Here is a 25865-nt window from a genome sequence, read left to right as displayed (position 1 = left end):
CCGCTGCGCGCTCGGCGTCGCGGCGGCGCTCGAGCGCCGCCGCCTGCGCCTCACCGGCCCGCACACGCTCGCGGAGGGTCTCCACCTCCAGCCGCGCCCGCATCTCGCCCTCTCGGGCGGTCTCCAGCGCCGCCAGCACGCCGTCCCGAGCCGAGGCGTCCAGGATCGGCCGCGGCGCCTCCGCGGCCGCCTGCAGCGCGGCGTCGGCCTCGCGCGCTCTCGCCTCTGCGTCCGCAACGGCGGCCTCGGCCTGCGCGAGGCCGGACGCGAGCCGCTCGCACTCCGCGACCGCCGCCTCGTGCCGCACCGTCGCGCGGTTGAGCTGCTCGGCTCGCGCCGCAAGCGCCGCGTCGTGCGCCCGCAGCGTGTCCAGCGCCGATGTCGTGCGCGCGCGCGCGGCGTCCAAGCCCTCGGTCGCATCGCCCAGCGCCGCGCGCAGCGAATCCGCCACGACGCGGATCTCCGACAGCCGCTCCAACGCGGCATCGCGCTCTGCCGACAACTCAAGGCGCGAGCGGCTCGAGCCCGAACCTGCGCGCAGCGTGTGCTCGGTGACCACCTCTCCGGCTCGGGTGACGATCGTCACCGGCCCGCCGGGCTCCACCGCGGCGAGCGCAGGCATGGCAGCGAGCGCGGCGTCCAGGTCGTCCGCGACCGCGACAAACGACAGCACACCAAGCACACCGTCGGGCGCGGTCACCACATCGCGCGCGGCGACGACGCCGGGCGCGTGCGGCAGCGGTGCGCGCGCCGCGGCGGCCTGCGCGATCGCGAAGTCGACGACCCCGACCTCGGCGTCTCGGGCTGCGGCTGCGGCGAGCCGGGCGTCGTCGAAGGTGTCGACCAGCACCCCCTCGGCGAGCGGTCCGAGCACGGCCGCGATGGCGGCTTCGAAGCCGGGCTTGACCTGGACGGCATCGCCGACGATCCCCCGGACGCCGGGCGCTCCCACGGCGACGAGGTCGGCCGCGCCGCCGCGCACATCGAGCGCTCGGCTCAAGGCGGCGGCCTGCGCCGTCAGCGCGTCCGCTTCGCGCTCGGCCGCGTGCAGCCGCTCACGCAGCGCGCTCACCGACGCTTCCGCGTCGGCCGCCTCGCGCTGCGCGCGCTCGTACGCGGCCGCGTGCTCGGCCGACGCCTGGTCGGCCTCCAGCGCCGGCTCGACTGCCTCGAGGGCGATCTCCGCCTCGGTGCGACGGGCGGTCGCCGCATCCAACGCGTGCTGCTGCCGCTGCACTCCCGCCCGCACCGCCGACAGCGTGCTGGCCGCGGCCTCCGCCGCCGCGCGCAGCTCGGCCAGGCGCAGGTCGTGCTCGGAGACCAGCGCGCTCTGGGCCGCGATGTCCGCGTCGAGCGCGTCGAGCTCGGCGCGCGCGCGGGAGACCTCGCGACCGGCCGCCGCCGCGGCATCCAACGCCCCGCCGACCGCCGCCGACAGCTCCCCCACCTCCGCGTGCGCCTCGTCGATCGCCGCTTGAGTGACCGTGGCCGCTGCCGTCTCCTGCTCGGTGTCGCCCAACAGCGCGAGCCGCTGGTTCGCGAGGGTGAACAGCGAGCGCAAGCGGTCTTGCGCCTGCTCCAAGCCGAACGCCACTCGGCGCGCCTCGTCGACGCGCTCCGAGCCGGCGCCCTGCTCGAGGCTCTCGATGCGCAGCCGCGTCTGCTCCGCTTGGTCTTGCAGCACGAGCCGCTCCGCGTGCCGCTCGTGCTCCGAGCGCGCGTGGTCGGCAAGGGATGCGCGCAGAGCCACGAGCTCGTCGGCGAGCAGCCGGGCGCGCGCGTCGCGCACGACGGCGGCAATCGTCGCCGCCTCGCGCGCGATCTCGGCCTGCCGTCCCAGCGGTTTGAGCTGTCGCCGGATCTCGCCGGCGAGGTCGCTCAAGCGCGTGAGGTTCGCCTCCATGGCCTCGAGCTTGCGCAAGGTCTTCTCCTTGCGCCTGCGGTGCTTGAGGATGCCGGCAGCCTCCTCGATGAATCCGCGCCGGTCTTCCGGCGACGCCTGCAGCACGGTGTCGAGGCGCCCTTGGCCCACGATGACGTGCATCTCCCGGCCGAGCCCGGAGTCGCTCAGCAGCTCTTGGACATCGAGCAGCCGGCACACGTCGCCGTTGATCGCGTACTCGCTCGCGCCGTTTCGGAACAGCGTCCGGCTGATCGTCACTTCGGCATACTCGATCGGCAAAGCGCCGTCGGCGTTGTCGATCGTGAGCCGGACCTCGGCTCGCCCGAGCGGACCGCGGGTCGCGGTGCCGGCGAAGATGACGTCCTCCATCTTGCCGCCGCGAAGGGTTTTCGCGCCCTGCTCGCCCATCACCCACGCCAGCGCGTCGACGACATTCGACTTGCCCGACCCGTTGGGCCCGACGATGCACGTCACTCCGGGCTCCAGCACGAACGTCGTCGGCTGCGCGAACGACTTGAAGCCCTTGAGCGTGACGCTCTTCAGGTGCATGAAACGCGCCTCCGGTCGGCTTCGGCAGATGTCCCGACCAACCGTAGCGGAGCGAATCCGATCCGCTTCCGAGGCTGGCCGCGCGATGCGCGACACGCCCGGGATGCTTGACCGGCGTATCACTCCTGCGCTAGCGTCGCTCCTCGCGTCAGAAGTCGAAAGGAGGTCGCCATGATGCACATCACACACGTTGCCCGCGTTGCTCGCGGAGGAGTCGTTCTCGTGCCGGCGACCGGGTCCTTCTACGCCTTCGCCTCCCTGGCTGGCTGAGCGCTCCACGGGAGAGCTCTGCCCACTTCTGGGTCCGGCACAGGCCGCCCCTTGAGGCATCCGCCCGCGCACAGCGCTCGCCGCACACGGCTCGTCCGCGCTCCAGCGCATCCGCCGATTGGCGGCACAACCCTCACCTCCATTCGACTCGAAAGAGGAACACCATGTCCACGCTGAACGTCGACGTCCGCCAGCGGGCCGACGTCGATGAGCAAGTGCTCACGGTGCCCGCATGTGACAAAGGACGAACACGATGAGCTCCACGATCGCCCGGGTGGAATTGCGCCCCTTGACCATTCCCGCATCCGTCGACGCGCCTGACGCCGCCGACTTCGTCGAGATGGTGCGCGTGCGCAACCTCGTGCACCGCGAGGTTACCGGCGGCGACGACGAGGCGATGGCCGCCGAGGCGCTGCTGCCGCACTACCACTCCAATCCCGACCAGCTCCGCCTGATGTGGATAGCCGTCCTCGACGGCGACGTCGTCGGGCGCGGATCGGCAAAGCGCGCTCGATCTGCAGGCGTCCGCGCCGGATGTCGCGCGCCTGCTCGCCGACGCGGAGGGCCGCAGCGACGGGTACCGCGTCGTGCAGTGGCAGTTTCCGACCCCGGTCGAGCACCTCGACGGCTACGCCTGGGTGAAGTCTCGCATGTCGACCGACACCCCGATGGCCGCCCTCGAGTTCGACGAGGAGGAGTGGGACGCCGAGCGCATCCTGCGACACCAGCAGCGTTACCTCGACGGCGGGCAGACGGTTCTGATCACGGCAGCGCAGCACATCGACAGCGGCACGCTGGTCGCCTTCAACGAGCTCGTGGTCGGCGAGGACCGCACACGGCCCACGCACCAGGAGGACACCCTCGTGCTCAAGGAGCACCGCGGCCACCGCCTGGGCATGCTGGTCAAGTGCGCCGGCCTGAAGGTGTGGCACGAGCAGATCGCGCCCGAGTCGCCAAAGGCGATCACCTACAACGCGGAGGAGAACCGCCCCATGCTCGACATCAACGAGGCGATCGGCTTCGTTCCGATCGCGTACGAGGGCGCGTGGAAGAAGGTGCTGGATGCCTGAGAAGACAGCGCTCGTCATCGAGCCGATCACGATGCCCGCGAGCCTCGACGAGGACGAGCGCGGGGTGGTGCGCGCGATCGAGCGCATCGGCAACGCCGCGGCGCGGCACGACTCCGGCACCGACGACCTCGACGACACCGCCGAGGAGATCCTCGCCCTGTGGGCCGACCAGACCGACGACGTGCGGGTCGGCTTCACCGCCGAGCGGGGCGGCGAGTTCGTCGGCGTCGGCGCGATGCTCCTGCGCGTCCAGGGCGAGCAGGCCGTGGAGTTCGACGTGTGGGTCGAGCCGTCGTTGTGGGGCCAGGGCATCGAGGACGCACTGCTCGAGGAGATCGAGGGCGAGGCGCTGCGGCGGGGGCGGCACACGCTGCAGACGTACACGCTCCACCGCCCCGACTCCCCCGGGCGGCGGCTCGAGCCACCCACGGGCTTCGGCAGCATCCCCGCGCAGGACCGACAGACTCGGTTCTTCCTCGACCACGGCTATCGGCTCGGGCAGGTCGAGCGCAACAGCGCGTTCGACCTGCAGGGCGAGTTCGACGAGGTCGAGCGGATGCTGGCGGACGCCCTGGCAGCCGCGGGCCCGGACTACCGCCTCCTGGAGTGGACCATTCCAACGCCCGACCACCTGCTCGGCGAGTTCGCGCGCGTGCGCGGCCGGCTCGCGACCGACATGCCCGCCGGAGACCTCGTCGTGGAGAAGGACGAGTGGGATGCCGGCCGCGTCCGCCGCCGCGAAGACCGCTTCGCCGCGATGGGCATGACGGTGTCTGTCGCCGCGGTCGAGCATGTGCAGAGCGGCCAGCTTGTCGCCTACAACGACATCGGGGCGCTCGCCGCCGAGCCGGAGGCACCCACGCACCAGTTCGGCACGCTGGTCGACCCCGACCATCGCGGCCATCGGCTGGGCATGGTGGTGAAGTGCGCCAATCTGCTGCGGTGGCGGTCGATCGCCCCGCGGTCCCCGCGGGTGTCGACCTTCAACGCGGAGGAGAACGCCCACATGCTCGCGATCAACGTGGCGATCAGCTTCACACCCGTGTCATACGTCGGCGCGTGGAAGAAGGTGCTGGCGTGACCGACTGGATGCCGCCGGCCGGACGCGACACCCACCCCTCGCGTCGAGACCCCTCACGCGCGCCGACACCCGCGCGCCCGCGGCGGGTCTCGGCGCGGGCGCGCGGGTCTCGGCGCGCTCGGCAGGTCTCGGCGCGCTCGCCTGACATGCCCGCTCCGGCGACGGAACAGTCAGCGCCGCCGCTGGCACCGTGGGCAGAAGTGCGATGAGCGATTCATGAACGACACGCGCGCGATGGGGCGGCCGCACCGCGGGCACGGCGCGCCAGCGCGCCCGTACGCGTTCAGCGAGCGGGCGAAGTAGCCCCACTTCCCACGATGGACAGATGAGCGCGTCTTCGCGTCAGAGCAGCTCTCACGAATCTTCAGAGCGCAGTTGAGGGGCAGCCGACGCGTCCGATCCCTCGACGGCGATATGCCGACGCAACGCTTCTGCAAGCGGCGGCAGATAGGTCCCCACGACCTCACGGATGATGTCGGCGTCAACCCCGAAGTACTGGTGGACGAGGAGGTTGCGGAAGCCGCGGATCTGCGGCCATGAGAGCCCGGGGTGGGCTTCGGTGATCGCCGCCGGAAGGTGGTTCGCCGCTTCGCCGATGATCTGGAGGTTCCGCTCGATGGCGTCCTCGGCCATCGTGACGAGATCCTGGTCGTCGCTACCGAGAGCGCCGACATAGCGCTGGCACCGGTCGATGGCTTGCAGCATGTCGGAGATTCGCTGTTCGGAGGTTCGGCTCACAGCGGGACCGCGTCTTCGAGGACCAAGGTCGAAATCGTGCGCTTGAGCAATTGGGCCGGGAACACGTCGATATCGTCGCGGCCGAAAAGTGCCCGGGTCTCCTCCATGAGTCCGGAGGCCCGCATGAGAAGGTTCCCGTCAGCCGGGTCCATCTCGACGAGGATGTCGATATCGCTTCCGGCATGCGCAGTGCCACGCGCAACGGAGCCGAAGAGCTTCGGGTTCGTCGCGGCGTACTTAGCCAGGAGCACCCGGAACTCATCGCGTCGCGCGTCGAGGAACTCGCGCAGAACGAGAGTCTCGGGCGTCACGGCGGGTCTCGACACAACTCAAGGTTACCGGCAACGCCCCCTCTTAATCGAAGACCGGCAGCCTCAGACCCCACCTACACCTTCATTTGCGATGAGCCGATTATGCATCGACGTGCAGTGAGTCGAGGCGAGTCATCCGACCGAGGAACGGCGTTGCGAACACGAAGCATCGTCTAACGTTTCGGCTGGCAGCCGAGGCAAAAATGGCTCGAGCGGTTCATGAAGCGCTCACGCGTAATCGGCCTACCGCACCGCGGGCACGGCGCGCCAGCGCGCCCGTACGCGTTCAGCGAGTGCGCGAAGTAGCCGGCCTGGCCGTTGACGTTCACGTACTGGGCGTCAAAGCTCGTGCCGCCCTCGGCGAGCGCCTTGAGCAGCACCGCGCGGATCTCGGCGAGCAGCCGATTCACGGCGCGCGTCGACAGGGCGCGCGCGGACGTCTCGGGATGGATGCGGGCCGCCCACAGCGCCTCGTCGGCGTAAATGTTGCCCACGCCGCTGAGCACCGTCTGGTCGAGCAGGACGCGCTTGATCGCCGACTCCTTGCGCCGCAGCAACGCGCGCAGCCGGCCGTCGTCGAACGCGGCGTCGAGGGGGTCGCGCGCGATGTGGGCCACCTGGCTCGGCGCCACCGCGGCATCCGTCCCCCATCCGCCGGCCGCACCGTCGGGCGTGGGCAGCAGCGTGTCGATCGCGAGGGAGCCGAAGGTGCGCTGGTCGGCGAACACGACCGCGAGCTCGCCGTGCGCAGGGTGCTCGATCGAGATCCGCACCCGCTCGTGCCGCTCGGCGGGGGATGCGGGATGCCGCAGCAGCATCTGCCCGCTCATGCCCAAGTGACCGACCAGCGCCTCGCCGCCGTCGGCGAGCGGCAGCCACAGGAACTTGCCGCGCCGGGCGGCTCCCGCAATGCGCCGCCCGGCCAGGGCGAGCTCGAATGCCGCGCCGTCGCCGGCGTGCCGGGTGAGCGCGCGCTCGTCGAGCACGTCGACGCTCGTCACGAGCGCGCCCGTGACCGCGGGCTCGAGGCCCGCCCGGACGACCTCGACCTCGGGAAGCTCAGGCACCGGTCACGCGTCGTCGACGAGCTCGTCGCCGAGCTCTCGCCACGCACTGAGCGCCGCGGCCATCTCGGCCGTCTTCTTGCTCGTGCCGGTGCCGGTCGCCGTCACCGGGCCGACCACGACGGTCGCCGTGAACACGCGGTCGTGGTCGGGGCCCGTCGAGTCGACGGAGTACACCGGAGGGGTCACCCCGCGGCGCGCTGCGAGCTCTTGCAGGCTCGTCTTCGGGTCCATCGCCGCGCCGTACCGCTCGGGATCGGCCAGCAGCGGCTCGACGAGCCGCAGCACGAGCGAGGTCGCGGCCTCTTGCCCTGCCGAGATGTAGGTGGCGCCGATGACGGCCTCCATCGTGTCGGCGAGGATCGAGTCCTTGTCGCGGCCGCCGGTCTGCTCCTCGCCTCGCCCGAGGAGCAAGTGCTCCCCCAGCTCGATGTAGCGGGCGACCTCGGCGAGGGCGACGGTGGAGACGACGCTGGCGCGGCGCTTGGCCAGCGCGCCCTCGTCGAGGTCGGGATGCCGCGTGAACAGCGACACCGTGACGGCCTGGCCGAGCACCGCGTCGCCGAGGAACTCGAGGCGCTCGTTGTGCGGCACGCCGCCGTGCTCGTAGGCGTACGAGCGGTGGGTGAGAGCCAGCGACAGAAGCTCGGGGTCGATCTCGACCCCGAGCTTCTCGGCGAGCAACGAGTGCTCGATGACGATGTCGCTCACGACCTCAAGGCCGGATCAGACGTCGGCGACCTTGCGGCCCTTGTACTCCAGGAACAGCTCGGTGCCCTGCGAGTCGGTGACGACCTTCGCCTGGTGCGGACGGCTGTAGACGACCTTGCCGTTCTCAACCGTCTTCACCAGCGCGGGCGCTTCCGCCTTCCACTGCGCGCGGCGCGAACGGGTGTTGGAGCGGGAGACCTTCCGCTTCGGGGGGTTACCGGCCATGGCTGCTCTTCTTTCGCTTGTGAGGTCTTGTTCTTCACGCGTTCTCGTCCGCGTCCGTCTGCAACTCCGCGAGCGCCGCCCAGCGTGGATCGAGGGCTTCTCGTGGAGCAGCACCGGCACTGCCATCCCGCCGATCGCCTGTTTCGGGGTCCAACCCCGGGCAATCCGGCCGGCACACCGGCTGAAACGGAAGCGATAACACGATCGCGTCCCTGACCTCGGTTTCAAGATCCACGTGGTCGTCTTGAACTTCGAGGTCGGCTGCTTCCTCACCAGGATACGCGAAAAGCTCCTGGAACTCGACTTTCAGCGGTTGGCGGATGTCGGTGAGGCACCGTCCGCAGACGCCCTCGTAGGCGGTTTCGGCCTCGGCCGTGACGAGGATCCCCTCGTGCACCGACTCGAGGCGGGTGTCCACCTCGATCGGCTCGCCCGCAGCGACCGAGACCAAGCCCTCGCCCCACTGCACGGGGGCGGTCGCGTCGAATGCGACCTCGCGCATTTCGCCGGGGCGGCGCATGATGTCGCGCACGTGCACGCTGAAGGGACCCGGGCGGCGGCTTCTCACCCCGGGAGTCTAGCCGCCCGTTTCAAGACCCGTCGAGGAAGCGCGCGACCGCCGCGGGCACGAACGGCGACACGTCGCCGCCGAGCCCGGCGACCTGCCGCACGAGCGAGCTCGACACCAGCGCGTGGGCGGGATCGGGCAGCAGGAAGACCGTCTCCACGTGGGCGAGGTGGCGGTTGACGATCGCCATCGGCGTCTCGTAGGCGACATCCACTTGCGAGCGGATGCCTTTCACGAGCACGCTCGCGCCGACGTCGGTGGCGTAGTCGACGAGCAGTCCGACGCTCCACGACGCCACGGTGACGTCGCCGTCGATGTCGGACTCGGCGATCGACTGCTCGAGCAGCGCGACGCGCTGCGCGATCGGGAGCAGCGCCTCTTTGCCCGGGTTGTGCACCACGAGCACGTGCAGCTGGTCATACAGCGAGACGGCGCGGCGGATGACATCGAGGTGGCCGAGCGTCGGCGGATCGAACGAGCCAGGCACGACAGCGATCCGGTTGCTCATGCCAGCCAGCCTAATTCTTCGCCAGCGCGGCGCGCTCCTGAATGCCGACGCGGCGCTCGATCGCCGCGGCGAGCCCCGGGTGCGCGTCGAGCAGGGCGTCGGACTCGAGGATGCGCTCGGCCTCCTCGCGGGCGAGCGCGATGAGGTCGGCGTCAGTCACCACGCGCAGCAGGCGCAGCGACGACCGCGCGCCGGACTGCGCGTCGCCGAGAACGTCGCCCTCGCCGCGCAGCCCGAGGTCGACCTCGGCCAGCTCGAACCCGTCGAGCGTGCGAGCGACGGCTTCGACGCGCGCGCGGGCGGGAGTGCTCGCGGCCGACTCGGTCACGAGCAGGCACAGCCCGGGCGCCCCGCCGCGCCCCACGCGCCCGCGCAGCTGGTGCAGCTGCGAGACGCCGAACCGATCGGCATCCAGAATCACCATCGTCGAGGCGTTCGGCACGTCGACGCCCACCTCGACGACGGTGGTCGCCACGAGCACGTCGATGCCGCCCGCGGCGAAGGACTGCATGATCTCGTCCTTCTCGTCGGAGGGCATCTTGCCGTGCAGGGTTGCGACGCGGATGCCCGTGAAGGAGGGATGCCGCGACAGCACGTCGGCGACCTGCACGACGCCCCAGTGCGGCTTTTGCGCCTCGCCCTCCACCGCCGGCGCCGGCGCGTCGTCGACAAGCGCGGTGGACGCGTCGATGGCCGGGCAGACGACGAACGCCTGGTGTCCCTTGGCCACCTCCTCTGCCACGCGCTCCCACACGCGCGCGAACCACGCCGGCCGCTCGCCGACGGGGGCGACAAAGGTCTCGATGCCGGCGCGGCCCGCGGGCATCGTGCGAATCGTCGACACATCGAGGTCGCCGAACACCGTCATCGCCACAGTGCGCGGGATGGGCGTGGCGGTCAGCACGAGCGCGTGCGGGCTCGAGCCCTTCGCGCGCAGCGTCTCGCGCTGCTCGACGCCGAACCGGTGCTGCTCGTCGACGACGACGAGGCCGAGGTCGGCGAAGGTCGTGCTCTCGCTGAGCAGCGCGTGCGTGCCGACGACGATGCGGGCCTGCCCCGACGCCACGCGCAACGCGGCCCTGCGGCGTTCGGCGGCGGGCTGTTGGCCGGTGAGCAGCGTCGGCATCAGCTCGGGCGCGAGCTGCGGCCCGAGCATGCGGGCGATCGTGCGCAGGTGCTGGCCGGCGAGCACCTCGGTGGGCGCAATGAGGGCCGACTGGCCACCCGACTCGGCGACCTGCAGCATCGCGCGCAGGGCGACGAGGGTCTTTCCCGACCCGACCTCGCCCTGGACGAGCCGGTTCATCGGCCACGCGCCGACGAGGTCGGCGGCGATGCGCTCGCCCACCGTCACCTGGTCGGGCGTGCGCTCGAACGGCAGTGCCGCATCGAACCGCTCCAGCAGCGCGCCGGCGGGGCGCGCGGTCGCCGACATCATCCGCACGAGCTGGCGCTGCTGCAGCAGGGCGGTCTGCAGCACGAGTGCCTCGTGCATGCGCAGGGTGCGCCGCGCGGCATCCGCCTGCTCGTCGTCTTGCGGGCGGTGGATCCGCTCGACCGCCTCGCGCGCGGCCAGCAGGCCGTGCCGCGCGCGCAGATCGTCGGGCAGCGGGTCGGGCACGTCGCCCAGCCCGTCGAGCACTAGATCGATGATGCGCCCCAGCTGCCAGCTCGCGATGCTCGCCGTGGCGGGGTAGATCGGAATCGGAGTGTGCGCGTAGGCGCGGGCGTCGACCGACGACTCGTCGTCGAAGAGCTCGTAGTCGGGGTGCGCGAACTGCTGGGTGCCGCGGTACTCGCCGACCTTGCCCGAGAAGATGCCCCGCCGGCCGGGCTGCAGGTCTTTGAGCCGCCACGCCTGATTGAAGAACGTGAGCGACAGCTGCCCGTGGCCGTCGCTGATCACGACCTCCAGGAGAGACCCCTTGCGGTTCTTCATGCGCCGCTCCGCCGCGCGCACGACCTCGGCGACAATCGTCACGCTCTCGCCGACGGGGAGGGAGCGGATGGGGGTGAGCTCGCCGCGATGCGCGTAGCGGCGCGGGTAGTGCGCGAGCAGGTCGCCGACCGTCCGCATGTCGAACGCGCGTTTCAGCGCGGCCGCCGTCTTGCCGCCGACGGCGCCGTCGAGGCGCGAGTCGAGCGTGAACGACGGCATGCGTCGAGTCTAGGCTCGGGCTCCGACGCGGCCCTGCCGGCCTCGCCCCCGCACGTCTCGGCCCGCACGCGTCGCCCCGAAGTGTCGCTCTGCGCCGAGTCGCCGCTGCCGACCCGGCGCCTCACGCCACCTTCACGAAACCGGCACTCGCCAAAGTGGCACGACGTGCTGAGTCGGGGCGCAGGATGCGGCACGAACTGCCACCTCGAGCCCGCATCAGGGCGCCTGGGCGCGGCTATCGTGGGCGTGTGACACGGATCATCGCCGGGCGCGCCGGCTCGATCACTCTCGACGTGCCCGGATCGGGGACCCGGCCCACGAGCGACCGCGTGCGGGAGTCGCTGTTCGGCGCGCTCGAGTCGGCCGACGCGGTGCGCGACGCGGCGGTGCTCGACCTGTACGCGGGCTCGGGCGCGCTCGGGCTCGAGGCGGCGAGCCGCGGCGCGGCATCCGTCGACCTCGTCGAGAAGGCGGGCCCGGCCGCCGCGGTCGCGCGACGCAACGCGGCTCGCGTGGCGAAAGCGCTGAAGAAGGATGCCGCGCTCCGCGTGCACGCGAGCTCGGTGCTGGCATTCCTTCGCTCCGCGCGCGGGCCGTTCGACCTCGCGTTCCTCGACCCGCCGTACGACGTCGGCGAGCCCGAGCTCTCCGCCGCGCTGGATGCCCTCGCGCCGCTGCTGTCGCCGCACGCCACCGTCGTCATCGAACGCGCGGCGCGGTCTCCTCGCCCTGCGTTGCCCGAGAGCCTCGAGCACACGCGCGACAAGCGCTACGGCGACACCGCGCTGTGGTGGGCTCAGCCGGTGGCGGAGTCCCAGTCGCGATAAGGGTCCCAGCCGGCCCGGCCCTCGTACGGCTCGCCGTCGACCAGCAGCGGAGCCTCGCCGCGGTCCCGCACGTGTCCGATCGCCCGGAACCCGGGCGGAAGCGCCGTGTCGGACCGGAACGCCGCCAGCAGCGCGTGGTCCTCTCCCCCGTCGACAGCCCAGCCCCGGCGCGCGCCGAGCGCGGCGCTGTCGATCCAGATCGACACATCGGACGCCTCCGCCATGCGGGTGGCGTCGAGGGCGATGCCGTCGGAGACATCCATCATCGCGGTCGCTCCCGTGGCGGCCGCGACCGGGCCCAGCGCGATCGGCGGGCGCGGGCGCAGCTGCGCTTCGACGCACGCGCGCTCGCCGGCGTCGAGCTCGTCGAAGGCGATCGGCGTCGGCTCGCCGGCGAGGTCGCGGAAGCGGCGGAAGAGCACGTCCAGGCCGCGCGCGGCGGCGCCCGCCTCGCCGGCGAGCGCGACGACATCGCCCGCACGGGCGCCGGAGCGCAGCACGGGCGCGCCGCCGTCGAGAGTGCCGAGGGCGGTGACGGCGATCGTGAGCGTGTCGGAGACGGTGAGATCGCCGCCCTCGACCGCCGCGCCGGGAGCCAGCTCGTCGCACGCCGCGCGCAGGCCGTCGGCCAGCCTCTCGACGAAGGGCAGCGGCGTGTCGTTCGGCATCGCGAGCGCGACAAGCAGCGCGGTCGGCCGCGCTCCCATCGCGGCGACGTCCGCGAGGTTGACGGCGGCGGACTTCCACCCGAGGTCGAACGGGCTCGACCACGCGAGCCGGAAGTCCGGCCCGTGCACGAGCGTGTCGACGGTGGCCACGACACGTCCGTCGGGCGCCGCGAGCACGGCGGCGTCGTCTCCGGGGCCGACGGGCGCGGCGCTCGGCGCGAGCCGCGCGAGGATGCGGGCGAGGATCGCCCCCTCGCTCAGGTCGCCGACGCGCACCTCGGCGGGGTCGTCGGCGGTGCTCACCTCTTCAGGCTACTTCGCGGCATCCCCAGCCCGACGCACCCGCGAGCCGGCAGCCGCGAACCGGCACGTACGCTGGAGGGATGCTGCGCGCTCGCCTGACCCTCGTCGCTCTCGCGGCCGCGGCGGTAGGGCTTGCGGGATGCGCCACGACGGTCTCGGTTGAGCCCGCCGAGAACGCCAACGACCCGCTGTGCGCGGAGGTGTCGGTGCGTCTGCCGCAGACAGTCGACGGCGAGCCCCGCCGCTGGACCGACGCGCAGGCGACCGCGGCGTGGGGCGAGCCGACCGCGGCGGTCATCCTGGCCTGCGGCCTGGAGCCGCCCGGGCCGAGCACGCTCACATGCCGGACGGTCGAGGGCGTCGACTGGCTCATCGACGACAGCGAGGCGCCCAACTATCGCTTCACGACGTTCGGGCGCACGCCGGCGGTAGAGGTGTTCCTCGACTACGACCGTGTGTCGGGGGCCGACGTGCTCAGGGAAGTCGCGACGGCCGTGTCGCAGCTTCCCGTCGACGGGCAGTGCACGCCCCGCGGCGCCGATCAGTAGCATCCCGAGACCCCTCCGCACCCGCCACACCCACCCGCGCCGCCGAAACCCACCCCCGGCGCCGAAACCCACCCCCGCGGCGCGGGTCTCGGTGCGAACAGCGGGTCTCGGCGCGAACAGCGGGTCTCGGCAGCGCACGGGGTCGCCGCGCTAGCCTGGTCGCCGCGTTTCGTCTCGCTTCGCTCGCTCAACGACCGGGGGCCCCTCAGCGGCCGGGCCGGAGGCTGTCAGCGCGGGCCGCGGGCGAGCGCCGACTCGATGATCGTCTCGATGAGCGCCGGGTACGACAGCCCCGACGCGATCCAGCATTTCGGGAACATCGAGATCGGCGTGAAGCCCGGCATCGTGTTGACCTCGTTGACGAAGAACTCCGTGCCCGTGAAGAAGAAGTCCACGCGCGCCAGGCCCTCGCCGCCAACCGCCTCGAACGCCCGCGCCGCGATCCGCTGCATCTCGGCCAGCTCGCCATCGCGCAGTGGCGCGGGGCACACCAGGTCGATGCCGGGCGCGCCGAGGTACTTCGCCTCGAAGTCGTAGAAGTCGCGCCCGCTGACGACGATCTCGCCCGCCACGCTCACGCGCGGCACCGCCCCGGAGCCGCCTTCCAGCACGCCGCACTCCACCTCGCGGGCGACCACGGCCTGCTCGACGAGCACCGTGCCGTCCTCCGCGAACGCGACGTCCATCGCGGCGTCCAGCTCTTCCCACGCCGACACCTTCGACACGCCGACGCTCGAGCCCGCCCTCGCAGGCTTGACGAACACCGGCAGCCCGAGCGAGCGAACCTGCTGCTCCCACCGGCGGCGCGAGCCGTCCCATCCCGCCCGCGTGACCGTCGCCCACGGCACGACGGGCACGCCCGCCGACCGCAAGACGCTCTTGGTCGTGTGCTTGTCCATGCCGATCGCCGACATCAGCACGCCCGCGCCGACGTAGGGCAGGCCGAGCAGCTCGAGCAGCCCCTGCACCGTGCCGTCTTCGCCGAACCGCCCGTGCAGGATCGGGAGCACGACATCCACCTCCCCGAGCGAGCGCTCGCCCGAGGCATCCCGAACCCGCAGCTCTCGCGACGACGCCGACTCCGGCCACAGCACGCGCGTGCCGTTGTCGACCACCTCGGGCATGCGCGACGGGTCCATCGCGAACTTGCCGGGATCGTCGTCTTCGAGGACGAACGCGCCGTCGCGGGTGATGCCGATCGGGATCACCCGGTACCGCTCACGATTGATCGCGCTGAGCACGCCTCCCGCCGTCGCGGAGCTGATCGAGTGTTCGCTGGAGCGACCGCCAAAGAGCAGCGCCACCGCCGTCATGCCCATTCTGCGTCCTCTCACCCTTCGGTGTGTCGTCATCGGTCGTGAGGTGCGGCGCGATGTCGCGCGGGTTCATCGTGCCCTCCAACACCATCTTCACCTGCTCCACGATCGGCATCACCACGCCGGCCTCGCGAGCGAGCTGCAACACGGGCGCCACCGACGCCAGCCCCTCCGCCGTCTGCTGCATCTGCTTCACGACGTCTTGGAAGCTGTACCCCTGCCCGAGCAGGCGCCCCGCGGTGTTGTTGCGCGACAGCGGCGACTGGCACGTCGCGATGAGGTCGCCGAGCCCCGCAAGCCCTTGCAGCGTCTCGGGATGCGCGCCTTGCGCCACCGCGAAGTCGGTCATCTCGACGAGCCCGCGCGTGATGATCGACGCCTTCGTGTTCTCGCCGTAGCCGACGCCGTCCACGATGCCGATCGCGACGGCGATGAGGTTCTTGAGGACGCCACCGAACTCGGTGCCGATGACGTCGGTGTTCACGAACGTGCGAAAGTACGCGTTGCGGGCGCGGCGGGCGACGGCCTGCGCCGTCTCGTGGCTGACCGACGAGATCACCGCCGCCGTCGGCTGCTCGCGGGCGATCTCCAGGGCGAGGTTTGGACCGGATGCCACGGCGATGCGCGCCGGATCGCAGTGCAGCTCGTGCTCGATCACCTGGCTCATGCGCAGGCCGCTACGGCGCTCGACCCCCTTCATGAGCGACACGATCGGCGCGTCGGTCTTCGCGACCAGCGGCCGCACGCCCTTGAGGCTCTGCCGCACGGCCTGGCTCGGAATCGACAGGTAGACCTGCTCCACGCCTTCCAGCGCCTCTGCCAAGTGGTGGGTCGCGCGCATGCTCCGGGGCAGGTTGATGCCGGGCAGGTACTGGCTGTTGCGCTTGGCCTCGTCGATCTCGTGCGCGAGCTCGGCGCGCCGCGCCCACATCGTCACGTCGGCTCCCCCGTCGGCGAGGACCTTGCCGAACGTGGTTCCCCAGCTCCCCGCGCCGAGCACGGCGACGCGGGGCTGCTGCGCCTGCGGCCTACGACTCAAAGCGACCCGTCTCCTTCTGCGCGTGCGATGACGGGTCCCACCGCTGGGACGGCGCCTCTTCGCCGCGGATGCCGGCCAGCAGCGCCGCGATCTCGTCCATGAGCCGGCCGGTCGCCTTCACGAGGCCGGCGGGTGGCGTCTGGGCCCCCGAGAACTCGCTGAGATCCAGCGGATCGCCGACGACAAGCGTCACCGGGCGCCGCCGCGGGAAGCGCAGCTTGCCGTAGCGCGGCATGACCTCCTGGACGCCCCACTGCGCGACCGGGATGAGCGGGATGCCGCCGGCCAGCGCGAGGCGCACGGCCCCCGTCTTGCCGCGCATGGGCCACAGGTCGGGGTCGCGCGTGAGCGACCCCTCCGGGTACACGACGACGCCGCGGCCGTGCTCCACGAGCAGCTTGGCGGTCTCCAGCGTCTGGCGCGCGGCCGCGGCGGACGACGAGCGCGCAACCGGCACCATGCCGGCGGAGCGCAGGATCGCGCCGAGCACCGGCACGCGGAACAGCTTTTCCTTGGCCATGAAGCGCGGCGCGCGCCCCATCCGCCATACCGCCACGGAGAGGATGAGGGGGTCGAACTCGCTGTAGTGGTTCGGCGCGAGCACATAGGCCCCGTCGCGCGGCAGCTTCTCGGCGCCGACGATGCGGATGCGCGCGAACGCGCCGACCACCGGCACCACGATCGTCGCCAGCAGCCAGAACACGCCAGGGCGGGCCTTCTCGGGGGAGACGTGGCGTTGCGCAGCTGACCGCGCCACGTCAGCCCACGACGTCGAAGTCGGCGCCGAGCGTGTCGAGCTTGGTGAACAGCTTCTCGTAGCCGCGGCGGATGATGCCCACGTTGCGGACGATCGACTCGCCCTCCGCGGCGAGCGCGGCGATCACGTAGCTGTAGCCGCCGCGCAGGTCGGGCACCACGACGTCCGCAGCGTGCAGCGGCGTGGGCCCGTGGATCACCGCGGCCTGCTCGAGCTCGCGACGCGGCACGCGGCGCACGCCGCCGGAGAGCCCGTTCGGATGCACGACGATGTCGGCGCCCATCTTGTTGAGCGCCGCCGTGAAGCCGAGCCGGTTCTCGTACACCGTCTCGTGCACCACCGACTCGCCGTGCGCCTGCGTGAGCGCGACGATGAGCGGCTGCTGCCAGTCGGTCATGAAGCCGGGGTGCACGTCGGTCTCGACGGTGACGGCGCGCAGATCGCCGCCGCGGCGGAACAGGATGCCGTCCTCGCGGACGTCGAAGTCGCCGCCGACCTTGCGCACCACGTTGAGGAACGTGAGCATCTCCTGCTGCTTCGCGCCGCCCACGAAGATCTCGCCGTCGGTGGCAAGAGCGGCAGCGGCCCAGCTGGCGGCCTCGTTGCGATCGAAGATCGCGCGGTGGTCGTACCCGCGGAGCGTGTCGACGCCCTCGATGAGGATGACGCGGTTCGGCTCGTACGAGATGATCGCGCCCATCTTCTGCAGCACGGCGATGAGGTCCATGATCTCGGGCTCGATCGCCGCGTTGCGCAGCTCAGTGGCGCCGCGGGCGCGCACCGCGGTCAGCAGCACCTGCTCGGTCGCGCCGACGCTGGGGTACGGCAGCCGGATGTCGGCGCCGCGCAGCCCCGCCGGCGCGGAGAGGCGGATGCCGCCGGGCAGCTTCTCGACGATCGCCCCGAAGTTGCGCAACGCGTCGAGGTGGAAGTCGATGGGCCGGTCGCCGATGCGGCAGCCGCCGAGGTCGGGGATGAACGCCTCGCCGAGCAGGTGCAAGAGCGGCCCGCAGAACAGGATCGGGATGCGGGACGCCCCGGCGTGCGCGTCGATCTCCTCGATGTGGGCGGAGACGGCGCCGCTCGGGTCGAGGTGGAGCTCGCCCTCCTCGGCGCCGTTGTCGACGCGCACGCCGTGCGCGTCGAGCAGCGAGCGCACGACCCGCACGTCGCTGATGTCGGGCACGTCGCGCAGCACGCTGGTCGTCTCGCCCAGCAGGGCGGCGACCATCGCCTTGGTCGCGAGGTTCTTCGCTCCCTTGACCTCGACCCGGCCGCGCAGCGGCCGTCCGCCGCGGATCCGCAGCACTTCGGCGGTGTTCTGCACCGATGACTCCGCTTCCTGAGACCGGTGAGACCCTCGTTCGGCGGAGGATGTCCGCGTCGGCTGCACGCCGTCTACAAGGGTCTTCATGCGATGGGCCTCACTTCGTTTCGGGGCACTCCCCGGTCGTGCGCGGCGGGTCAGCGGACAGGCAGTGTCCGCGGCCGCCACGCCTCGCGGCGGGCCTCGAACTGCGCGATCTTGTCTTCGTTGCGCAGCGTGAGCCCGATGTCGTCGAGCCCTTCGAGGAGCCGCCACCTAGTGTAATCGTCGATGTCGAAGGCAACCTGAAGCGCGCCCAGGCTCGCCGTGCGCGACTCGAGGTCGACCGTCATCTCCGCGCCGGGCGAGGCATCCAGCGCAGCCCAGACCGCCTCGAGGTCTTCCTCCGAGATGACTCCGGTGAGCAGTCCCTGCTTGCCCGCGTTGCCGCGGAAGATGTCGGCGAACTTCGGGCTCAGCACGGCCGCGAAGCCGAAGTCGCGCAGCGCCCACACTGCGTGCTCGCGGCTGGATCCGGTGCCGAAGTCGGGGCCGGCGACGAGGATGCTCGCGCCCGCGTACGCGGGCTGGTTCAGCACGAACGCGGGGTCCTGGCGCCAGCTGGCGAACAGCGCGTCGTCGAAGCCGGTCTTCGTGACGCGCTTGAGGTAGACCGCGGGGATGATCTGGTCGGTGTCGACGGCGGAGCGCTTCAGCGGCGCGGCGATGCCGGTGTGCGACGTGAACTTCTCCATCAGGCGCCCACCTCCTCAGCCACCAGGGCGGGAAGATCGCTCGGGCTCGACAGCGTCCCCCGCACGGCGGTCGCCGCCGCCACGAGGGGCGACACCAGGTGCGTGCGCCCGCCCTTGCCCTGCCGGCCCTCGAAGTTGCGGTTGCTCGTGGACGCGCACCGCTCGCCCGGCGCCAGCTGGTCGGGGTTCATGCCCAGGCACATCGAGCAGCCCGCGAACCGCCACTCGGCGCCGAAGTCGGTGAACACCTTGTCGAGCCCCTCGGCCTCGGCCTCCAGCCGCACGCGCGCCGATCCGGGCACGACCATGACGCGCACCCCGTCGGCTTTGCGCCGGCCCTGGATGATCGACGCGAAAGCGCGGAGGTCCTCGATGCGGCTGTTGGTGCACGACCCCATGAAGACCGCGTCGACCGCGATCTGCTTCAGCGGCGTGCCGGCTGCCAGGTCCATGTACTCCAGCGCGCGCTCGGCGGCGGCCCGCTCGTTGGGGTCGTCGAACTGCTCCGGCGACGGCACGACGTCGTTGAGCGACACTCCCTGCCCGGGGTTGGTGCCCCACGTGACGAACGGCTCCAGCTCCGCGGCGTCCAGGAACACCTCGGCGTCGTAGACCGCGCCCTCGTCGCTGGGGAGCGTGCGCCAGTAGGCGACGGCGTCCTCCCAGTCCTGGCCCTGCGGCGCGTGCGGGCGGCCCTTCAGGTAGGCGAACGTCGTGTCGTCCGGCGCCACCATCCCGGCGCGGGCGCCGGCCTCGATCGACATGTTGCACATCGTCATCCGGCCCTCCATCGAGAGCGAGCGGATGGCGGAGCCGCGGTACTCCAAGACGTAGCCCTGGCCACCGTTGGTGCCGATCTTCGCGATGACGGCGAGGATGATGTCTTTCGCGGTCACCCCCGGCCGCAGCTCGCCCTCGACGGTGATCGCCATCGTCTTGAAGGGCTTCAGCGGCAGCGTCTGGGTCGCCAGCACGTGCTCGACTTCGCTCGTGCCGATGCCGAGCGCCATCGCGCCGAACGCACCGTGGGTGCTCGTGTGGCTATCGCCGCACACGACCGTGATGCCGGGCATGGTGAGGCCGAGCTGCGGGCCCACCACGTGCACGATGCCCTGCTCCTTGTCGCCGAGCGAGTGGATGCGCACGCCGAACTCGTCGGCGTTGCGGCGCAGCGTCTCGATCTGCGTGCGGCTGGTGAGGTCGGCGATCGGCTTGTCGATGTCGAGGGTCGGGGTGTTGTGGTCCTCGGTGGCGATCGTCAGGTCGAGCCGCCGCACCGGGCGGCCCTCGGCGCGCAGGCCGTCGAAGGCCTGGGGGCTGGTCACCTCGTGCACCAGGTGCAGGTCGATGTAGATCAGGTCGGGCTCGCCATTCTCGCCCTTGACCACGAGATGGTCGTCCCAGACCTTCTCGGCGAGGGTGCGTGGCCGGTCGGGAATCCCCGAGGCATCCATGTCGGGACTGCTCATAGCTCTTGTCGTTCTCCTGGAAGTGGGATGTCGGCCCGCGACGAACTCCGCGACGAGAAAGGCCTAGAACAAGGACTCGTCGCGGCCGCTAAGGAGAAGACGAGCGATCCGCACGCCTCTCAGGATACCACCGGCGGCTCCGCTCGCTGCTCGCGGCGGGAAGCGGCGAGGCTCGCGATGGTGGCGACCGCCATGGCCGCGATGATCACGCCGAGCGACACCCACGTGGAGATCTCCGGCGCCCACTGGACGTGGTGGCCGCCGTTGATGAACGGCAGCTCGTTCACGTGCAGGGCGTGGAGGAACAGCTTCACTCCGATGAAGGCGAGGATGAACGCGATGCCGTAGTGCAGGTAGCGCAGGCGGTCGAGCAGGCCGCCGAGCAGGAAGTAGAGCTGGCGCAGCCCCATCAGGGCGAACACGTTCGCGGCGAACACGATGAACGGGTTGGGCGTGATCCCGAAGATCGCGGGGATCGAGTCGATGGCGAAGACGAGGTCGGTGAACCCGATAGCGACGAACACCAGCACCATCGGGGTGAGCATCCGCTTGCCGTCGACGACGGTGCGCAGCTTCGCGCCGTCGTACGCGTCGCTGATGTCGACGAAGCGCCGCAGGAACCGCACGATGCCGGTCTCTCGTTGCGCGTCGTGGTCCTCGTTCCCCGGGAACGCCTGCCGCCACGCGGTGAAGACCAGGAAGAAGCCGAAGATGTAGAAGATCCAGCTGAAGTTCGCGATGAGCGCGGCGCCGAGCAGGATGAACAGGCCGCGCAGCACGAGCGCGATGATGATGCCCACCATCAGCACGCGCTGCTGATAGCGGCGGGGCACCGAGAACTGCGCCATCAGCAGCACGAACACGAACAGGTTGTCGATCGACAGGCTGTACTCGGTCAGCCAGCCCGCGACGAACTGGCCCGCGGCATCCGCCTTGTTCCCCTCCGACGCCCAGAACAGGAACACCGCGAACACGAGCGCGAGCGCGACGTAGAAGCCCACCCACGCGGACGCCTCGCCCATCTTCGGGATATGCGGGCGTTTGACGATCAGGAGCAGGTCGGCGATCAGGATGGCGGTGAGCACCGCCATCGAGGCGATCTCGAACCAGACGGGAATCTCGAAGGTCATGCGGGTCTTTCGGGGTCGTCGACGGGTCGACAGTCTCTCCCCCGCCGACTCGAGAAGCTGTCGGCGGTGCGGCCCGGACGCCGGGTGGCGTCGTGATGACGAGCACGCTCTTGCGGGATACTCCCTCTCGCTCGGAACAGAATAGCCCGCATCGGGATTCGAGACGATCCCGCGCCCGCGGACGTGTCCGAGCAGCAGGCAGGGTCGGTGCGGCGCGAGATGATCGCGACCGCGCGCGCCACGGTGCGCGTCGCCGACGCGGAGGCCGCGGCGCAGGCGGTCGTCACAGCGGCGACAGGTCGCGGCGGGTACGTCGAGTCGATGAGCGTTCACGGCGAGGCAGTGTCGCGCGACCTCGAAGAGGGCGGCGGCTACGAGGAGACGATGTCGTCTCCCCCGCTGTCCGACACGTGGGTGACGGTGCGTGTTCCGGCGGACGATCTGCCCGTGGCGATCAAGGAGCTGTCGGCGCTCGGCGAGGTCGAGTCGTCGTCGGTGAGTCGGCAGGATGTCACGGAGCAGGCGGTCGACCTGCGCGCCCGCATCTCCGCGTTGAAGGCGTCGGTCAACCGGCTCACCGACCTGATGGGCAAGGCGGGGAAGGTCAGCGAGCTCATCGACGTGGAGGCCGCTCTGTCTGATCGCCAGGCCGAGCTCGAGTCGTACCAGCAGCAGTTGACCTCGCTCGAGGAGCAGATGGCGCTGTCGAGCCTCACCGTGAGCCTCGTCGAGCGCTCCGACCCCGTGCGCGCCGACCCGGCCGGGTTTGGCGACGGGTTCGCAGCGGGCTGGAACGGCCTGGTGGCCGCGCTCAACGGCTTCGTGATCGGGCTCGGATTCCTCCTCCCCTGGATCGTCGTGCTGGCGATCGCCGGCGGCATCGTGTGGTGGCTCCTCCGGGCGCGCCGCCGGCGCCGCCAACGGTCGTTGAGCGAGGACGCGCGCAGCGCGCCCGAGACGAAACGCGGCGACATCGCCGACCCCTGAGCCCCGTCGGGCCTGAGCCGGCCTACGGGAGTTGACCGCGCGAGCGCGAGCTCCTCCGTGCGACAACCAGGGCGAGTGCACCGCCGGCCAGCAGCGCCGGCGCCAGCAAGGCCGCGATCCACACCGGTGCCTCGCCCCCGCTCGAGGCGAGCCCGGAGTCGTCGGGATCGGACGTCGGAGAGGTGCTCGAGTCGGACGTCGGAGACGTGCTCGGGTCAGACGTCGGATCAGGGCTCGGGTCGGCGCTCGGGCTGGAAGTCGGCTCAGGGTCGGGGTCGGCCGCCGCCACCGGCCCGAGCGCGGCCGAGAGGTCTGAGGCGTCGGCGTACCCCTGCAGCTTCGCGGTCGCGCGCACGCTGATGTACGTGCCCGCATCGGCGCTCGTCAGCACGTACGTCGGTCCCGTCCCGACCTCGACCCCGTCGGCGAACCAAGTGAACTCCACACTGTCGGGAGTCGGCTCCGTGGTTGTTCCCGCGCTCGCGGTCAGCGTCTGGCCGACCTTGAGCGTGCCGGTGAACGACGCGGTCGGCGACGCGGTGAAGCTGGTCAGCGCGACGTGCACCTCGATGTCGCGCGTGATCACGCCCGCCACGGTGGAAATGGACAGGGTGAGCACGTACGTGCCCGCTGTCGAGGAGGTGACCGTGACTTCGCCGGTTACCGTATCGATGCTCGGCGTAACCATGCCGTCCGCGTCGGTGATGCTCCAATCCGCCGGATCGAACGGATACGAGGAGCCATCGGCATCCTCGATCGTGGGCGTGAAGCTGCCGCTCGTCGTGGTGGTGATCGAGATCTCGTCGCCCGGCAGGCCGGAGATGATCTCGGGGTCCGTTGCCCAGAGGGCATGGAACGTCACTGGCACAGCCACGCCGTCGAGGCTCGTGCCCGGCAGCTGGGCGTCCTCGCTCAACACGCTGCCCGAACCGTCCTCGGCGCTGTTCCAGCCCTTGAAGAGCGCAGCGTCGCGCGTGGGGTCGTCGGCGTAGGGGAAGGTGCGGTAGCTGACGTCGAAAGAAGGGGCGAACACGATGATCGCGTCGGCCGGGGGCTCCGGAGTGCCGCCATGCACGTCAAAGTCGACTTCGTAGTGGTTGGCGTACACCGAGACACCGCCTGCGGTCAGGTACGCCTCGGTGAGCGCGATCACGCCGTTGTTCTCGATCTGGCCGATGTCCGCCGAGAAGGTCGTGCCGCTGAAGGTCGCGCCGGCGGTGGGGTCGCTCGCCGCACCGAGGATCTCGCCGCTTTCGCCCACCACGATCTCGGAACCGTCCGAGATCGAATCCTGAACCCGCATCGCGCCGCTGGGAACGCGCAGCGTCCCGTCAACGGTCAACGAGCCGAACTCCACCACGTCGGGGTGCGAGAACGAAGTCGAGATGCCCCCGCTGCCGACCGCTGTGTGCGCGCCAATCGCGGTCACGTCGGCCGCCTCGCCAATGTAGACCTCGCCGCCCGAGCCGAACTCGGGCCGGGTCGCCGAGTAGTTCGCCACATACCCGCCGCCGATGCCGGCCGCCGCCTCGCCCGCCGCGGCGATCGCGCTGACCGTGCCGCCGGTGATCGTGACGGAGCCCAGCCCACCACCGCGGCCGCCGCCAATGCCGGCCGCGCCGTTTCCTCCAGTGGCAGTGACCGTGCCACCCGTGATGACGACATCGCTGGCCATGCCCTGCGTTGCCGTGCCGCCGCTGGCGTTGTTGAATCCGCCGCCGATGCCCGCGCCGCCCCTGCCTGAGCCGCCGCTGCCGTTGGCGATCACCGTGCCGCCGTTGATCGTGATGAGGCCGCCACCGCCCTGGAGGTAGTTGCCGCCGATGCCCGCTGCGCCGTTCAAGCTCCCGCCGCCGCCGCTCGCCGTCACCACGCCGTCGTTGATCGTGATCGTCGGCAGCACGCCGCCGATGCCCGCGCCCCCGATGGCGGCGCCTCCCGTCGCGGTGACCGTGCCCCCGTTGATGATGATCTCGCCCGAGTCGGCATCGCTGTTGTTGCTGCCGATGCCCGCGGCGGCCGTACCGCCAGACGCGGTGACGGCGCCGCTGTCGATGATCAGCTTCGCCCCGGCGGTCTTGATGCCGGGAACGGCGCTTGCACTGCTGGTCGCGGTGAGCTGTCCGCCACTGCCGGTGTCGCGGATCGTCAACTGCTGCCCCGACGAGACCACGACATTGCGCACTTGCAGCGTGGCGCCGGCGAGGTCGAGCTCGGTGACGCAGCCGACCGTGACGGTCGTCGAGGCGGCGGTGATGTTGCCGCCGAGCGCGATAGCGGTCGGCGCGGCGGCCGTGCCCGTGCACCCGGCGAGCGCCGCGGTCAGCTCGCTGATCGTGCTCACCGTCGTCGCGGCGTGGGCTGCGGAGGCCGCGACGAATGGGCCGCTGGCGACCACGGCGGCAGCGACAATCGCGGATGCGAAGAGTCGGCGCGCCTTCGCGCGGACACGTCTGTTCCTAGACACTCGCAGCCCCCTTCGCCTGAGTACGCAGGCCTAAGCGTAGCGGTACGCCCGCGACGCGTCTGTCACCGGCCGGATGACACGAGACACAGTGCCGAACGCCCCGGCACAAGGCCGGGAGTTCTGATTTGGTGACCCCAGCGGGATTCGAACCCGCGTTACCGCCGTGAGAGGGCGGCGTACTAGGCCGCTATACGATGGGGCCCTAGACAACCGTTCAAGTATGCCACGCGGCCCCAAACCCAACAAAATCGGGTCGGGTCGACCCGCATCCCACGCCGAGACCCACTTCGTCCGCCAAAACCCGCTCCGCTGGCGTGGGTCTCGCCGCGCTGACGGGGTCTCGCCGCGCGAACGGGGTCTCGCCAAGACGGCTGGACAGCGTGTGAAACGGCGACGCGACTGAGCGCGGTTGCACACGCCCCGCGCACCCGGTTGACTCGGGGCATGCGCGTCACCAAGCTCCAGCACGCCGCCCTGCGCGTCGAGCGCGACGGAAAGCTCCTGCTGATCGATCCGGGCAACTTCACCCCCGCGCTCGACGACCTCGACGGCGCTGTGGCCGTCGTCCTCACGCACGAGCATCCCGACCACTGGTCGCCCGAGCACCTCGACCGCATCCTGGCGGCGGCCCCCGGCATCCCGATCTACGGTCCGGAGGGCGTCGCGATCGCGGCCTCCGACTACGAGGTCACCACCGTCCGCCCGGGCCAGACCGCCGCGGTCGGCCCGTTCACGCTGCGCTTCTTCGGCGGCAAGCACATCGTCATCCACGAGTCCATTCCGATCATCGACAACGTCGGCGTGCTGGTGAACGACGAGTTCTACTATCCGGGCGACTCCTACACCGTTCCCGAGGGCGTCGACGTGAAGCTGCTCGCCGCGCCGATGGGCGGCCCATGGCTGAAGATCGGCGACGCGATGGACTACGTGCTCGCGGTGAGGCCGCGTCGCGCGTTCGGCACGCACGACGCGCCGCTGTCGGACATCGGCCGCGGCATGCACCGCCACCGCCTCGCGTGGGCGACCGAGCAGGGCGGCGGCGAGTTCTTCGCGCTCGACGCGGGCGACAGCGTCACGACCTGAGCGAAGACAGGATGCCGCGCACCCCCCACAGGCGCGCGGCATCCGTACACTCCC

The 25865-nt window shown here is 71.1% G+C and carries 24 protein-coding genes, 1 tRNA gene and 1 pseudogene; 6 read left to right on the top strand and 20 right to left on the bottom strand.

What is annotated here, in order from left to right:
- Positions 1-2452 (bottom strand): chromosome segregation SMC family protein (locus tag QM611_RS03170; protein WP_415078450.1); only part of this gene is annotated, 2452 nt, incomplete at its 3' end.
- 857 nt (positions 2453-3309) lie between these two features.
- Here QM611_RS03170 and QM611_RS03165 point away from each other — a divergent pair.
- Positions 3310-3792 carry a hypothetical protein gene (locus QM611_RS03165; protein WP_415078449.1) on the top strand — a complete coding sequence of 161 codons (483 nt, stop codon included), beginning with the start codon at positions 3310-3312 and terminating at the stop codon, positions 3790-3792.
- A complete protein-coding gene (locus tag QM611_RS03160; RefSeq protein ID WP_415078448.1) occupies positions 3785-4873 on the top strand; it encodes a GNAT family N-acetyltransferase in 1089 nt (362 codons plus the stop codon). Before QM611_RS03165 ends, QM611_RS03160 begins: the two co-directional genes overlap by 8 nt.
- A 170-nt stretch (positions 4874-5043) precedes the next feature.
- On the opposite strand, the pseudogene QM611_RS03155 reads toward QM611_RS03160, so the two are convergent.
- From QM611_RS03155 to QM611_RS03115, 9 genes and pseudogenes are all read right to left on the bottom strand, one after another.
- A pseudogene (locus QM611_RS03155) lies at positions 5044-5187 on the bottom strand (zinc finger domain-containing protein); the annotation flags it as partial.
- 40 nt (positions 5188-5227) lie between these two features.
- Positions 5228-5578, bottom strand: a complete 351-nt coding sequence (locus QM611_RS03150; RefSeq protein ID WP_415078447.1) for a DUF86 domain-containing protein — start codon at positions 5576-5578, stop codon at positions 5228-5230.
- Positions 5579-5607: 29 nt separating this feature from the next.
- Complete coding sequence (locus QM611_RS03145) at positions 5608-5922, bottom strand: nucleotidyltransferase family protein (protein ID WP_415078446.1); 315 nt, start codon at positions 5920-5922, stop codon at positions 5608-5610.
- A gap of 173 nt (positions 5923-6095) precedes the next feature.
- Complete coding sequence (gene mutM, locus QM611_RS03140; RefSeq protein WP_415078445.1) at positions 6096-6989, bottom strand: bifunctional DNA-formamidopyrimidine glycosylase/DNA-(apurinic or apyrimidinic site) lyase; 894 nt, start codon at positions 6987-6989, stop codon at positions 6096-6098.
- Positions 6990-6992: 3 nt separating this feature from the next.
- Positions 6993-7697, bottom strand: coding sequence for a ribonuclease III (rnc, locus tag QM611_RS03135; protein ID WP_415078444.1), 705 nt, complete (start codon positions 7695-7697; stop codon positions 6993-6995).
- Between the two features lie 15 nt (positions 7698-7712).
- Positions 7713-7922 carry a 50S ribosomal protein L32 gene (gene rpmF, locus QM611_RS03130; protein WP_050721097.1) on the bottom strand — a complete coding sequence of 70 codons (210 nt, stop codon included), beginning with the start codon at positions 7920-7922 and terminating at the stop codon, positions 7713-7715.
- Positions 7923-7956: 34 nt separating this feature from the next.
- Complete coding sequence (locus tag QM611_RS03125) at positions 7957-8442, bottom strand: YceD family protein (RefSeq protein WP_415078451.1); 486 nt, start codon at positions 8440-8442, stop codon at positions 7957-7959.
- Positions 8443-8512: 70 nt separating this feature from the next.
- Complete coding sequence (gene coaD / locus QM611_RS03120) at positions 8513-8998, bottom strand: pantetheine-phosphate adenylyltransferase (RefSeq protein ID WP_415078443.1); 486 nt, start codon at positions 8996-8998, stop codon at positions 8513-8515.
- A gap of 10 nt (positions 8999-9008) precedes the next feature.
- Complete coding sequence (locus QM611_RS03115; protein WP_415078442.1) at positions 9009-11156, bottom strand: ATP-dependent DNA helicase RecG; 2148 nt, start codon at positions 11154-11156, stop codon at positions 9009-9011.
- 248 nt (positions 11157-11404) lie between these two features.
- Here QM611_RS03115 and rsmD point away from each other — a divergent pair, with 248 nt between their 5' ends.
- Positions 11405-11983: a 16S rRNA (guanine(966)-N(2))-methyltransferase RsmD gene (rsmD, locus tag QM611_RS03110; protein ID WP_415078441.1), complete on the top strand. Its 579-nt coding sequence runs from the start codon at positions 11405-11407 to the stop codon at positions 11981-11983.
- Here rsmD and thiL read toward each other — a convergent pair.
- Positions 11953-12954, bottom strand: coding sequence for a thiamine-phosphate kinase (gene thiL / locus QM611_RS03105; protein ID WP_415078440.1), 1002 nt, complete (start codon positions 12952-12954; stop codon positions 11953-11955). The two genes, rsmD and thiL, sit on opposite strands and share 31 nt — an antisense overlap.
- Positions 12955-13034: 80 nt before the next feature.
- Here thiL and QM611_RS03100 point away from each other — a divergent pair, with 80 nt between their 5' ends.
- Positions 13035-13502: a DUF3515 family protein gene (locus QM611_RS03100; protein WP_415078439.1), complete on the top strand. Its 468-nt coding sequence runs from the start codon at positions 13035-13037 to the stop codon at positions 13500-13502.
- A 227-nt stretch (positions 13503-13729) separates the two neighbouring features.
- Here the strand turns inward: QM611_RS03100 and QM611_RS03095 are convergent, their stop codons facing one another.
- The 7 genes from QM611_RS03095 to QM611_RS03065 all read right to left on the bottom strand — a co-directional run bounded on the left by QM611_RS03095 (position 13730) and on the right by QM611_RS03065 (position 21274).
- Positions 13730-14821, bottom strand: a complete 1092-nt coding sequence (locus tag QM611_RS03095; RefSeq protein WP_415078438.1) for a D-alanine--D-alanine ligase family protein — start codon at positions 14819-14821, stop codon at positions 13730-13732.
- Entirely contained in the window at positions 14721-15857 is a 1137-nt protein-coding gene (locus QM611_RS03090) for an NAD(P)H-dependent glycerol-3-phosphate dehydrogenase (RefSeq protein ID WP_415078437.1), read from the bottom strand. The genes QM611_RS03095 and QM611_RS03090 overlap by 101 nt, the downstream gene beginning before the upstream one ends.
- Positions 15847-16614 carry a lysophospholipid acyltransferase family protein gene (locus tag QM611_RS03085; protein ID WP_415078436.1) on the bottom strand — a complete coding sequence of 256 codons (768 nt, stop codon included), beginning with the start codon at positions 16612-16614 and terminating at the stop codon, positions 15847-15849. Before QM611_RS03085 ends, QM611_RS03090 begins: the two co-directional genes overlap by 11 nt.
- A gap of 1 nt (position 16615) precedes the next feature.
- Positions 16616-18028: a UDP-N-acetylglucosamine 1-carboxyvinyltransferase gene (gene murA / locus QM611_RS03080; RefSeq protein WP_415078435.1), complete on the bottom strand. Its 1413-nt coding sequence runs from the start codon at positions 18026-18028 to the stop codon at positions 16616-16618.
- Positions 18029-18078: 50 nt separating this feature from the next.
- Positions 18079-18675 carry a 3-isopropylmalate dehydratase small subunit gene (gene leuD / locus QM611_RS03075; RefSeq protein WP_415078434.1) on the bottom strand — a complete coding sequence of 199 codons (597 nt, stop codon included), beginning with the start codon at positions 18673-18675 and terminating at the stop codon, positions 18079-18081.
- Positions 18675-20144, bottom strand: coding sequence for a 3-isopropylmalate dehydratase large subunit (gene leuC / locus QM611_RS03070; RefSeq protein WP_415078433.1), 1470 nt, complete (start codon positions 20142-20144; stop codon positions 18675-18677). The genes leuD and leuC overlap by 1 nt, the downstream gene beginning before the upstream one ends.
- Before the next feature lie 119 nt (positions 20145-20263).
- Positions 20264-21274, bottom strand: coding sequence for a TerC/Alx family metal homeostasis membrane protein (locus tag QM611_RS03065; RefSeq protein ID WP_415078432.1), 1011 nt, complete (start codon positions 21272-21274; stop codon positions 20264-20266).
- A 183-nt stretch (positions 21275-21457) separates the two neighbouring features.
- Here QM611_RS03065 and QM611_RS03060 point away from each other — a divergent pair, with 183 nt between their 5' ends.
- Complete coding sequence (locus QM611_RS03060; protein ID WP_415078431.1) at positions 21458-22261, top strand: DUF4349 domain-containing protein; 804 nt, start codon at positions 21458-21460, stop codon at positions 22259-22261.
- A 22-nt stretch (positions 22262-22283) separates the two neighbouring features.
- On the opposite strand, the gene QM611_RS03055 is transcribed toward QM611_RS03060, so the two are convergent.
- Together QM611_RS03055 and QM611_RS03050 are read right to left on the bottom strand one after the other, a co-directional pair.
- A complete protein-coding gene (locus tag QM611_RS03055; RefSeq protein ID WP_415078430.1) occupies positions 22284-24605 on the bottom strand; it encodes a hypothetical protein in 2322 nt (773 codons plus the stop codon).
- A gap of 249 nt (positions 24606-24854) precedes the next feature.
- Positions 24855-24930 (bottom strand) — tRNA-Glu (locus tag QM611_RS03050).
- Positions 24931-25172: 242 nt separating this feature from the next.
- Between QM611_RS03050 and QM611_RS03045 the strand changes: the two genes are divergently transcribed.
- The gene (locus QM611_RS03045; RefSeq protein ID WP_415078429.1) at positions 25173-25811 is read left to right on the top strand and encodes an MBL fold metallo-hydrolase; all 639 of its coding nucleotides are present in this window, start codon (positions 25173-25175) and stop codon (positions 25809-25811) included.
- Positions 25812-25865: the final 54 nt, after the last annotated feature.

It is taken from the genome of Microbacterium sp., assembly GCF_047606685.1.
Taxonomy (GTDB): Bacteria; Actinomycetota; Actinomycetes; order Actinomycetales; family Microbacteriaceae; genus Microbacterium.
The sequence above is the reverse complement of the archived record's forward strand: the minus strand, read 5'-3'. Positions and strand labels throughout refer to the sequence as shown.